The sequence below is a fragment of the Candidatus Krumholzibacteriia bacterium genome (genome assembly GCA_035649275.1).
In the GTDB taxonomy this organism is placed as follows: Bacteria; Krumholzibacteriota; Krumholzibacteriia.
In genome coordinates, this window is the sequence record DASRJW010000044.1 from 1 (window position 1) to 12503 (window position 12503).

At 67.9% G+C, this 12503-nt stretch carries 5 protein-coding genes; all 5 read right to left on the bottom strand.

Annotated elements, in window-relative coordinates; genetic code table 11:
- On the bottom strand, positions 1-3272 hold a 3272-nt coding region (locus VFE28_04345), incomplete at its 3' end, for a type II CAAX endopeptidase family protein (GenBank protein ID HZM15212.1).
- Between the two features lie 263 nt (positions 3273-3535).
- A complete protein-coding gene (locus tag VFE28_04350) occupies positions 3536-4375 on the bottom strand; it encodes a glycosyltransferase family 2 protein (protein ID HZM15213.1) in 840 nt (279 codons plus the stop codon).
- A gap of 306 nt (positions 4376-4681) precedes the next feature.
- Positions 4682-6322 carry a chaperonin GroEL gene (groL, locus tag VFE28_04355; GenBank protein HZM15214.1) on the bottom strand — a complete coding sequence of 547 codons (1641 nt, stop codon included), beginning with the start codon at positions 6320-6322 and terminating at the stop codon, positions 4682-4684.
- 335 nt (positions 6323-6657) lie between these two features.
- A complete protein-coding gene (locus VFE28_04360; GenBank protein HZM15215.1) occupies positions 6658-8802 on the bottom strand; it encodes a S9 family peptidase in 2145 nt (714 codons plus the stop codon).
- A gap of 215 nt (positions 8803-9017) precedes the next feature.
- Positions 9018-12395, bottom strand: coding sequence for a DNA polymerase III subunit alpha (locus tag VFE28_04365; GenBank protein ID HZM15216.1), 3378 nt, complete (start codon positions 12393-12395; stop codon positions 9018-9020).
- Positions 12396-12503 lie beyond the last annotated feature (108 nt).

The following is a 12503-nucleotide window of genomic DNA, read 5'->3' on the forward strand; positions in this document are numbered from 1 at the left end:
GCCGAGATCCGCAGGCCTCCCTCGGGCTGCTGCAACCATTCGAAGACCGTGAGCCCGCCCAAACCGGCGAGGTAGGTGAGCAGGTAGGCGAGATCGTGGCCGCGGTAGAGGAAGCAAGTGAGCCAGAGCAAGCCGCCGACGCGCAGAGTGAGCAGCAGCGCGCTCATGCCCCACTCGAGCACATCCGTGGCATTGCCGCCGGCGAAGAGCAGAACCCCAGCAACCAGAACGAGGAGGAAACGCGTCGGACCGATCGCCCGCTGCGCCAGATGGGCGAGGAGACCGAACAACGACAGCGCGAGCATCCCCTGGAGGAACAAGGTGCACGCCCCGTCCAGCCACGGGAGCGGGCTCGCCGCGGCGTCGAGGCTGAACAAGTCGCCCACCCGGAGGTGCGCCGACCCCGCCGCTTGCACCACGGCCGCCGCTTGTCGCAGGCCGCAGAGCGTTGCCACGCCGATCAGGGTGAGGAGGACGGCATCCCGCCGCGACGTGCCGGAGCGGCCGGAGAGGAGCGCCCGCGTTTCGGGACGCACGGCGAGAAGCGTACCGATCAGCATCGCCGCCAGCATGCCGAGCACGAGGACGCGCACACCGGCCACGCTCACCGCGAGCACGCGGAAGAGCGCCCACGGCGTCGACGAAGGATAGGAAGTCGCCACCCGCGCTTCCCATTCCAGGACGAAGCCGAGGAGCGCGAGTGCTCCGGCCAAGCTCCCCCAGCGCAGCGCCCGCCGCCACGGGAAACGGCGGGAGCGTACTTGCCCCACGAACAGAAGCGTCACCATGAGGATCCCGCTTCCGAGCAGCGCTCTCCCGAGCACCCAGGCCAAGCGCTGCATGAGACCACGTTCGCGCTGAGCGCGCAGCCACTCCTCGGGGACGTGCAGATAGCGGTGCAAGCCACCCACGCGCTCCCCCTGCACCGTCACCGCGAGGCGCGGCACGCCCTCACCCTGGGCGAAACGGCGGTTCTCCCACTCGAATTGGTGATCCCTGCGCGCGGGCCGCTCGGTCACGCTCTCTTCGACGAGGGTCAAGTCCTCGATCTGGAATCCCTGCGCCCGCAGGAAGTCCTCGGCCAGAGCGCGCGCCTCTGCGCCCGGGAGCGTCACCCCGGCTGCGGTTTCGGGAACGACGTGCTCGAAGCCGCCGAGCTTCTGCGCCGCCGCCGCTGCGGGGACATCGAAGCTCGCCTCTTCCAGGTCGCCGGGACGGTAGAAGCGCACGAACCACACGGGAGTGCAGAGCGGATCACGGTAGAGGGCGTTCAACGCCGGGATGCCGGCTTGTTCGAGAACGTATTTCCCGGTTTCGTCGTCGTAACGGGAGCGAACCGCCATGGCCACGTGGAAGCTGTCGGGATCGATGCCGATGGCGCGCGCTGCGGTCACCGCCGTTTGCCGCGCGCTCCCCCGACCCTGCAGCAACTTCAAGCCTTCCCCCGGTCGCTCCACCGGCACGGCGTAGAGGAAGAGCAACGCTGCCGCGACGCCCGCCCCGACGGCAAGACGCGACCGCGGCACCCGCACCGCTTGCACCGCTTCCGGCTCCGGTTCCGCCACCGCCGCGGGAACCGTCTGCGGCCCAGGCTCGTCGCCGTTGCGGAGACCGTCGGTGGGCTCGAAGCCTTTCTGGCGCAGGATGCGCCCGACGGCGATGCCGAGCGGCACGAGCATGATCCCGGCGGCAGCAGCGCCGGAAAGAACGAGATACGTATCCCCGGAGCGCACCATGAGCAGCGCCGTGTAGCACGCGTCCACCGAGTAGTGCCACACGAGAGTGGCGAGAATGCCCCAGCGGAGCATGACCCAGGAGGTGACGATGCCGGCCACGCTCACCTCGAGGCCGCGGATATAGAAAGGTTGGTTCGGGTAGCCCGCATGGGCGAAGCCCCAGATGCACGACGAGATCACCACGGCGAGCGCCACCGCGGGACGCCGCCAGCGCCGGCCGCGCTGCAAGAGTCCGCTCAGGAAGGGGACGGAGAACATGCGGGAAACGAACTCTTCGGAGACAGCGGGGAAGAAGCCGCTGAACAGCACCACTGCCCAGGGAAAGACGGTGTTCAGCATGTTGTCGTAGGGCACGTCGAGGGGAGCCCAGGCGCCGTAGCGCGCCGCCACCAGGTAGAAGACCGTCTGGTAGGCAACGAAGAAGAAGGCCAGCGTGACGCCGAGCATGATTTGTCGGAAAGCGTCCCGCGTTCCCAGGCCGCGCCAGGTGAAGGTGCGCCCGAGCGAGAGCTTGTGCGGATAGCTCTGCCGGTACACCGGCTCCGCCGCCGCGGTGAGCAGGAGGACGACTCCTGCGGCGGCGCTCGCGCCGAGCACCGCCACGACGACCTGCCAGGTCATGAAGGCGAAGTAGCCCTGCTCCGTCGGGTACTCGTAGCGCGCCAGACCGAGCTCGTTGAGCGCGGCCAAGAGCTGGAGCACGAAGGCCAGGACGGCGATGGCCGCCGCCGTGCGCCAGCGCACGTCGCGATCCCGGATGCGGAACACCAGCACGAGGAGCATGGCGAGGCCGGTGACGAACCCGAGCACCGCCGCTACCAGATTCGCGGTCTCGTTGCGCGACCGCAGCTGCCGGTAGTCATGGAGCCACTGGTCGGGGACCTGGAGGAACTCCTCGTACGCCGTCACCGCACTACCGGCTACCTGCACCCGCACCCGCGCCGTACTGCCGCCGACGGCGAAGTCCGTGCGTTTCCAAGTGAAGGTGTGATCGACGCGCGCCGGCCGCCGCACCGAGGCAGCTTCCACGAAGTCGTGCCGCTCCAGCGCCACGTCCGTGTGCGCGGCCAGGAACTCCTCCGCCAGCTGCCGCGCCTGCGCCTCGGAAAGGGAATCTCCCGGCGCTTCTTCGGGGAGCAGGTGCTCGAAGTGCGCGATCTCGCCCCTCGGCGTGACCTCGACCTGCAGCTCTTCCTTCTCCTCTGGCCGGAACCAGCGGTGGCTCCAGCGCCAGAGTTCCAGCTCTTCACCCCGAGCCTGTGCCTGCTCCGGCCCGAGCTCGCGCTCGAGGAAGATCTTGGCGGTGTTGTCGTAACGGAAGATGGCGGCGTGCTTCCACGCCTCCACCTCGAACCCCAGTCGACCGAGGTAGGCCTCGGCGACGGGTCGCGAGGTGCTGCGGTTCACCTGGAAGTCGATGCTTGCCTCGGGGAAGGCGCGACCGAAATCGCGCCAGGCCTCGAGGCCGCAGACTACGGCGACGGCGACGCAGAAGAGCACGAACCTGCTGTCGTCCGCCCTCCAGCCTTCGCGCAAGCCACCCTCCAAGCGCAACAGATTCTCTTCATTCAGGTTACGTAGCTGATCCGTGGGGAAAATGACCCAAAGGGTCTGCCGTTGGTGACTGTCTGGAAACCCAGTTCTGCCTTGGCAAGTGTCTGGACTGGTGCTATCCTGCCCGACGGAAATTTCGCGTCTGGACCGGAGACCAACAGCATTGCCTCGTATGGTTCACGATGCGAAAGCTTCCCCGGCTCCGGGTCATTCCCTGGGGCCGTTTTTCTTTCTCCACCTTCGCCTCAGATCCGTCGCAGCGCCAATTCCCAACCGACGCGAACGGCCTCGAAGGCGGTGTACCACGGGATCGTGAGCCAGTGGTACCAGCGCGCGTGCCGCCGCAGCAGGCGAAGCTGGCTCCTCATCCGCCGCCTGATCTTGAACAGGGAACGCGCGCCGGCACTGGCGGACACCTTGTGCCACAACCGGGCCTCGGGCACGTATCGCAAGCGGTAACCCCGTTGCCGGGCGCGCAAGCACCAGTCAGCGTCCTCGGCGTACATCGCGTATCCCGTGTCCAGGAGCCCCACCTCACCGACCACCGCGGTGCGGAGCAAGAGAGCGCACCCCGTCAGGTAGTCGGCGTCGTAGCTGCGGTCGTGCTGTCCCCGGTCGATCTGGCGCAGTCCACGGTGATGCGGCCAGCCGCGCCACAACGACAGCTCGCCGCCGGCGAACCAGAGGCGATCGGGCCTGGAGTGGTAGTAGATCTTCGGACTCGCGGCGGCGACGCGCTCGTCCGCCGCGGCGGCGCGCACCAAGGCGGCCAGCATTCCGGGGTCGAGGACGATGTCGTTGTTGAGGAGGAGAACGAACTCCGTGCCCGCCTGCCGCGCCTGTTCGAGACCGGCGTTCATGCCCCCGGCGTAGAGCAGGTTCTCCTTCTGCCGCAGGATCTCGATGCGGTGACCGAAACGCTGCTGCAGCGCCTCGGCTGTGCCATCGCTCGAAGCGTTGTCGATGACGAGCAGCCGGAAGCGCGGGTAGTCCAGGGCCAGGACGGATTCGACGCAGGCTAGCGTGTCCTCGCGCCCGTTCCAGGTGAGCACGACCACCAGGACTGCAGGCGCCGTCTTGCTCAAACCCGAACGCTCCTCGTCGCGAGGGCGGGGGCGTTCGCGCTCCGCCGCTTCTGTCGCGTCATCCTGCACGGAGGCGAGTCTACGAGTACCCCTCCAGGCCTCACAAGAGCACCTCGCGGGGCATCGCTGTAGTCATCGTTGTGTGCGAGGAATTACCCCGGCTCCAGTTCAGGCGCTCGCGGAACCTCGCCATTCGGCCCGGATGCGCGTATAGATAAGGGGGCCGGTTGTTTGCCGGCCCCCGTCTCCTGCGGATCTTGTTGGACGCGAAACGCCACCGCCGCCTGGGCGGCGACGGCGAAACGCTCAGAAGTCCATGTCTTCCATGCCGCCGCCACCGCCGGGCATCGCCGGAGCCCTCTTCCTCTTCTCCGGGATCTCCGCCACCAGGGCCTCGGTGGTGAGCATCAACCCGGCGACGCTGGCAGCGTTCTGCAGCGCCGTCCGCGTCACCTTCTTCGGGTCGATGACGCCCGCCTGCACCAGGTCACGGTACTCCTGGGTGGCCGCGTCGTAACCCATGTTGCCCTTCTCCTGCTTGACGCGCTCGCAGACCACGGTGCCCTCGGCACCGGCGTTGGCCGCGATCTGCCGGCAGGGCTCTTCGATAGCGCGGCGCACGATGTCGACGCCGAACTTCTCGTCGCCCTCCAAGCCGGGCACGGAATCGAGCACGTGCTGCACGCGCAGGAAGGCCACACCACCGCCGGGCACGACGCCCTCTTCCACTGCGGCGCGGGTGGCGTGCAAGGCGTCCTCGACGCGCGCCTTCTTCTCCTTGAGCTCGGTCTCGGTCGCCGCGCCCACCTTGATGACCGCGACACCGGAGGCCAGCTTCGCCAGGCGCTCCTGCAGCTTCTCGCGGTCGTAGTCCGAGGTCGTGTCCTCGATCTGCTTCTTGATCTGGTTGATCCGGGACTGGATGGCTTCCTTCTTCCCGGCGCCCTCGACGATGGTGGTTTCTTCCTTCTCGATGGTGACGCGCTTGGCGCGTCCCAGATCGTTGAGCTGCACGTTGTCCAGCTTCAGGCCCAGGTCCTCGGAGATGAACTTGCCGCCCGTGAGGATCGCGATGTCCTCCAGCATGGCCTTGCGACGGTCGCCGAACCCGGGCGCCTTCACCGCGGCCACCTTGAGGGTGCCGCGCAGCTTGTTCACCACCAGCGTCGCCAGCGCCTCGCCTTCCACTTCCTCGGCGATGACCACGAAGGGTCGTCCGAGCTGGGCGATCTTCTCCAGCAGCGGCAAGAAATCGTTCAGATTGCTGATCTTCTTCTCGTGGATGATGATCAGGCAGTCCTCGAGCTCGGCCTTCATGCTCTGCGGATCGGTGACGAAGTACGCCGAGAGATAGCCGCGGTCGAACTGCATGCCCTCGACGACGTCGAGAGTCGTGTCGATGGACTTCGCTTCCTCCACGGTGATCGTGCCGTCCTGGCCCACCTTCTCCATGGCGTCGGCGATGATGTTGCCGATGGTGGAATCGCCGTTGGCCGAGACGGTGGCAATGGCGGCGATGTCCGGGCGCCCCTTGACCGGGGTCTTCAGCTTCTCGAGCTCTTCCACGATCCGCGCCACCGCTTTGTCGATGCCGCGTTTCACCGACATGGCGTTGGCGCCGGCGGTGACCGTCTTCATCCCCTGGCGGAAGATGGCTTCGGCGAGGATCGTGGCGGTCGTCGTTCCATCACCGGTCACGTCGCTCGTCTTGGACGCCACCTCGCGCATCATCTGCGCGCCCATGTTCTCGTACACGTCCTCGAGCTCGATCTCCTTCGCCACCGTGACCCCGTCCTTGGTCACGAGAGGGGCTCCGAACTTGCGATCCAAGACGACGTTCCGCCCCCGCGGGCCGAGCGTCGCCTTGACCGCGCGCGCCAGGATCTCCACACCGTTGAGGACGCGCTTGCGCCCTTCGTCCCCGAACTGGATCTGCTTGGCCGCCATGGGATCAGGTCCTCCTTTGGAGTTGACAGGGAGCCTGGGACGGCCCCGGGGCTCCCGCGCGCACGGTCATCCTCTTGGTGCGCAATAGCTTGCGTGGTTAGATCGGGTCGGTCACGCGCTTAGCACTCTGCCTGAGTGACTGCTAACCTGTCAAGAGGGGACCCGGGGAGGCAAGCGGGGTGTGAAGAAGGGCTGGTGACGCTGCCAACAGACGACCGGTTCCCTCTCAGAACCAGTCCCCCCCTGATGGAGCGGGCCGTTCCGGTCCCGCCTGGGACGGGACGGACCCCGCCCCAGCCCATCTGTAGCGCACGCCACCAGCCCCGCCACGATCTTCAGCGTGAGGCTGCGGGTGTCCCCTCGCCTCCTCGCGTGTGCTTGCCGAACCAACTCATGAGATAGAGCTGGGTACGCATGAAGTTGGCCGGCTTCGACGCTGTGCCGTGATACTCCTCGTGGAAACGCAACATCACCGTCTCCACGCCCAGAGCCTTGAGCGCGGAGAAATACTCTTCCGTTTGTCCGATCGGGGTGCGCAGGTCGAGCTCCCCGGTCATGAGCAGGACCGGGGTCTTCACCCGGTTCACGTACATGAGGGGCGAGTGCTCGAGCCACGGCTTCGGATCCTCCCAGAAGGGCGGATGGAAGCGCTCGTAGCCCCAGCTCACGATGTCCGTGGTGCCGGCGAAGCTCATCCAGTCGATGACGGGAGCGCGCACCGCCGCGGCGGCGAAGCGATCCGTGTGACCGACGATCCAGCTGCTCAGCACGCCGCCGCCGCTCACGCCGGTGACGTACATGCGGTCCGGGTCCACGTAGCCGCGCGCGAGCACCATCTCCACTCCGGCCATGAGGTCGTCGTAGTCCACGCTCGGATAGTCATTGTCGATGGCGTTGCCGAAGGCGGTGCCATACCCGGTGCTGCCCCGCGGATTGGTGTACAACACCACGTAATCGTTGGCGGCCAGGTTCTGGAACGAGTAGTTGAAACCGACGCCATACATCGCATGCGGCCCGCCGTGGATATGAAGGATGAGGGGATAGCGGCGCGCCGGATCGAAGCGCGGCGGCTTCACGATCCAACCTTGCACCTGGGTCCCACCCGTGGACCCGTACCAGATCTCCTCCACCTGGCCGAGCTCGATGCCCTGCAGCAGATCCGCGTTCACCTGGGTGAGAGATTGGATCTTGTCGGGATGGCCAAGCCGGAAGGTCACCACTTCCGGGGGCGTCTGCGGCGCCGAGCGCACTCCCGCCGCCAGACCCGACCGGGCGAGCGAGGTGAGGGAGAGGATGTGGGTCCCGTGGGTGAGCTGGCGTACCTTGCCGCGCAGCGTCGCCTCGTAGACATTGCGCGCACCGCGATCATCGACGCTGAAGCAGAGGCTCTGGCTCCCCTGGGTCCAGCGCACTTCGTCCACGTCGCGGTCGAGGGCCGGGGTCAGCGAGTGCATGTCGCTGCCGTCCAGACCCACGACCCATAGTTCGTCCGCCTTGTAGGTCTGCTCGACCCAATCGAAACCGAGGAAGGCGACGCGCCGGCCGTCCGGCGACACGGTGGGGCTCGCCCAGGGTCCCTTGCGCGCGGTGATCTGACGGATGTCGCCGCTTTCCACCGCAACAGCATAGAGGTGGGATTCCCGGTAGCGCCGCTCGGTCTCTTCTTCCTTCAAGCCGTCGAAGACGAGGTACTGACCGTCGGGGGTCCAGTCGAAGCCGATGGCGAAGGCGAGACCTTCGGGACGGGCGCCGACGTTCCAGCGACCGCTGGTGATCTGCCGCGGCGTCCCCCCTTCCGCAGGCACCACGAAGAGGTGGGTGAAGGCGTCGGCGTAGTAGCCGCGGCGATCCTGCCGGTAGTGCCGCGTCTCGATGATCTTCGGCGCCTCGGTCCAGGCGGCCCCCTTCGGCGGCTTCTGCATGTCGATCTTCCAGGTGTCCTCGTCCGGCACTTCCATGGTGAAGGCGATGCTGCGTCCGTCCGGGGACCAGCGCAGGTTGGCCGGCTTGTCGGTGAGGCGTGTCACCTGCGTCGTCGCGCCCTCGTCGTCCATCCAGCGCACGAAGACCTGGGTGCCCTCGGGCTCGCCCTTGGCCAGGTAGGCAATGCGGGTGCCGTCCGGCGACCAGCGCGCCTCGGAGCCGTCGAGGAGGTAGCGGTTCTTGGTGCCATCGGCGCGCATGACCCACAACGACGAGGCCCATTCGTCTTCCATCCGATCCACCCAGCGCCGGGTGTAGACGATCTGCGTCCCGTCGGGGGACAGCTGCGGCTCGCGGACCTCTTCGAAGTCCAGATAGCGCTCGACGCCCAGGAGGTGCGGCGCTTTCTGGCTGGCCGTTGCTAGTGGATCCTTCGTCTCCGAGGCTGCCGACGGACGAGCCGCGCTTCCCAGCGCACGGGTCTCCTCAGCGCTCTGAGCGGCGGTGGCGATTTGGAGCAGAACGAACGCAACAGGGACGACGAGGGACAGGCGCACAGGTCCTCCTGCGTCGTGGAAGGTGGGGATGGACAATCGACGGAAGTTTACGCCTGCGGCGCTCGAGTGTCCAGTTCGAGGTTTCGCCCCCCGGTTGGTCCGGCGACCGTCCCGACCCCAACCTCCCCCACCCGTAGGCCGCAGAATCTGCGCGTCAGGTCCTGGGGGCTGCTCCACGTCGGCAGGGGGCGCCGGAGCCAGCCTTCCCGGCGAGCTCACCCGCCTGCGACCTGGGTGCGGCGCAGCAGCAGCACGTGGGTGGCGACGAGCTCGGCGACGCCGAATTGTACTTCCACCTTGCCCTTGATCAAGTAGGGACCGAAGCCGCGGACGAGCTCGGTGGCGCAGCGCTCGTAGACCTCGGGGAAGAAGCTCGCCTCGAAGCGGCCGTGCTCGTCGCTGAAGGTGACGAAGCACATGGTCTCGTCGTGCACCGTCGTCGTGTGCTTGGAGGTCACCTTCCAGCCCAGCAGATAGACCTCGCGGTCGGCGTGCCGGCGGAGCTCGGTGCTCTGCACGATGGGCCGCCGCGCCCGCGCCCACTCCAGCAGCGCCGGGAAGAGGGCGAACGGATGCGCGTCGAGGCTCAGCTCCAGGGTTTCGAGCTCGGCCCGCCGGCGCGCCTCGGCATTCCATTCGGGAAGCGGCGGGATCTGCGCCACGAGAGCTGCCAGGCGCTCCGGATCGGCGGGCTCGGCGAGCCAGCGCGCCTCCGGCGGTGAGGCCCCTGCTCGCGTCGCCGCACCGGCAGGCGAAGCAGCCCGGGCGCGGAGCTCCAGCTCCCAGAGGAGGCGTGGCCGCGTCCTCTCGAACCAGTCCATGGCGCCGCAGCGCACCAAGGCGCGGGCTTCCGCGTGGCTCATGCGCACGCGGCGCAGGAAGTCGCCAAGGTCCGTGAACGGCCCGCCGGCGCGCCGCGCCGCCAGGATGACGTCGATGCTCGCCTCCGCCAGGCCTTTCACTTGCATGAGACCGGTGCGGATCTCGCGTCTCTGGCCCCAGTACTCCTTGCGCCCGGTGTTGACGCAAGGCGGCAGCAAACGCACACCGCAGCGGCGCGCCTCCTCGGCGTACTCCATCGGCGTGTAGTAGCCGCCTTGGTTGGTGAGCACGGCGGCCATGAACTCCGCCGGGTAGTGCGCCTTCCAGTAGGCGCTGGCGAAGGACTCCAGGGCGAACGAGGCCGAGTGCGCCTTGCAGAAGGCGTAGCCGGCGAAACTTTCGATCTGGGTGAAGATCGCCAGCGCCGTCGCCTCCGGCACGTCGTGCTGTCGCGCCCCGGAGAGGAAGCGCTCCCGGTACGTCTCCATGTGCTGCCAGTTGCGCTTCTTCGACATGCACTTGCGCAAGCCGTCGGCTTCCGACAGCGTCATGCCGGCGATGGCGGTCACCACCTGGATCACCTGCTCCTGGTAGATGAGGCAGCCGTAGGTGTCGCGCAGCACCGGTACGAGCAGCGGGTGCAGCGCCTCCGGCTGCGCCAGGCCCAGGTGGCATTCGAGGTAACGCTGCTTGCCGCCGTAGTTCGACACCCCGGGGCGGATGATGGACGAAAGCGCCGTCAGCACCTCGAAGTCGTCGCAGGCGGCTTGCTCCATGAGCTGCAACATGATGGGGCTCTCGATGTAGAAGCAGCCGATGGTGCGGCCGCTGCGCAGGAGCTCCCGGCCCCCGGGGTCGTGCAGCACGTCCACCCGCTCCGGGTCGATGCGCAAGCCGTCGTTGCGTTCCACCTGCCGGATGGTGTCGCTGATGACCGCGAGCCCTTTCTGCCCCAGGATGTCGATCTTCACCAGGCCGGCGTCCTCCACCGCGTTCATGTCCCACTGGGTGATCTCGAGCCCCTTGTCGCCGCGCTGCAGCGGCACCAGCTCGAGGATCGGCTGCGGCGCGATGACGAGCCCGCAGGGGTGCGTCGCCAGATGGCGAGGGAACTCGGCGATGGCGGTCGCGATCTCCAGCACGGTGCGCAAGGGTTCGCGATCGAGGGGCAGGTCGCGCCCCGCCGGGTCGCGGGCGAGACGCTCGCGCACTTCCCGGGGCGAGGCGAAGTGCGGCAGGCGTTTCACCACGTCCTCCACCTCGCCGCTCGGGATGCCCAGCGCCTTCGCCACCTCGCGCATGGCGGAGCGGGCGTGCATGGTGTTGTAGGTGCAGATCATCGCCACCCGGTCGCGGCCGTAGCGCTGGAAAACGTAGTCCAGCACCACTTCCCGATCGTCGGTGCCGAAGTCGATGTCGAAGTCGGGATAGCCCTCGCGCTCCAGGTTGAGGAAGCGCTCGAAGAAGAGCCCGTGCTCCAGCGGGTTCACGTGGGTGATGTAGAGGCAATAGCTCACCAAGCTGTTCGCCGCCGAGCCCCGCCCCAGGCACGGCATGCCGTGGCTGCGCGCGAAGCGCACCAGGTCCCAGCAGACGAGGAAGTAGTCGGTGAGATCGAGACGGCGGATGACATCGAGCTCTCGCGCCAGCGTCTCCCGTGCCACGTCGCTCGCTGCACCGAGACGCTCTTGCAACCCTTCGTCGCAGAGCTGCTGCAAGAACTGGAAAGCGCCTGCGTCGGGTTGGTCTCGGGATCCACTCGCGAGCACCTGCTGGTCCGGTGCCTGACCTGGCGCTTCCAGTGTGTTCTCCATCGCTGCTTCGCTGCTCCTGCCGCGGAACAGGCGGCGCGATTCGCGCGGCCACTCGGGGAGGCCTGGAACCTCGCTGCCGTCGGCGCCGTGCAGCACGCGCGGCGTCTCGCCGTCCGCCGCGGGCCGCGCGGCGGCGAGGCGCTCCGCGACGTCGCGCCGCCAGGCGAGGCGATGGGCAGCGCGGCGCGGTGCGGCGGCCGCGGGGACAGCGAAGCGCGGCGGCCGCGGCTGGCCGAGAGGAATCTCGTAGCTGCAGCTCCAAGCGAGGTGCAGGCTTTGCGCCAGTGCTTCGGGCACGTCGGCGAAGAGTGCCGCCATCTCTCCCGGCGAACGCAGCCAGCATTCCTCGTGCTCCACCTCGCCTTCCGGCACGGTCCCGACTGTGGTGTTGGTGCGGATGGCGCAGAGCACGCGGTGGACCCGGTGTTCCTCCGGCTTCAGGAAGTGCACGTTGTTCGTCGCCACCACGGGCAGATGGAGGCGCGACGCCACGTCGAGCAAGTGGTACTTGCGCCGGCGCGAGGCGACGTCGCGGTGGCAAACGATCTCGACGTACACGTGGCTCCGCCCGCGCAGGCCGACGAGCAGCGCCGGATCGGCGCAGAGCACGAAGACGTGCTCCGTGGTGCCGGCGAGGGCGGCGCTGAGGCGGAACTCCGCGTCCAGGTGTCGCTGGCTCACGAGCCGGCAGATTTCTGCATAGCCCGCCGCGTCCCGCGCCAGGACCACGGCGCGCCGGCCCTCGTGACGCAGCTCCACGCCGAATACCGGGTGGACGTCCGCGGCGCGGCAAGCGGCCTGGAAGTCCACCGCCGCGTACAGCCCGTTGGTGTCGGTGAGGGCGAGCGCCGACATGCCGGCGAGACGCGCCGCCGCCACCAACTCGTCGGCGCTCCGCGTCCCCGCGAGGAGCGAGAAGTTCGAGTGCACGTTCAAGTGCACGAAAGACAGCGACACGGCGACCGCCCGGGGCGGACGGCGCGGCGCCAAGAAGGAGGGACTCCACGATTCTAGGGAGACCGCCGGGCGCGGGCAAGGTGCGGGCGCCTCTCTATATAATGATCC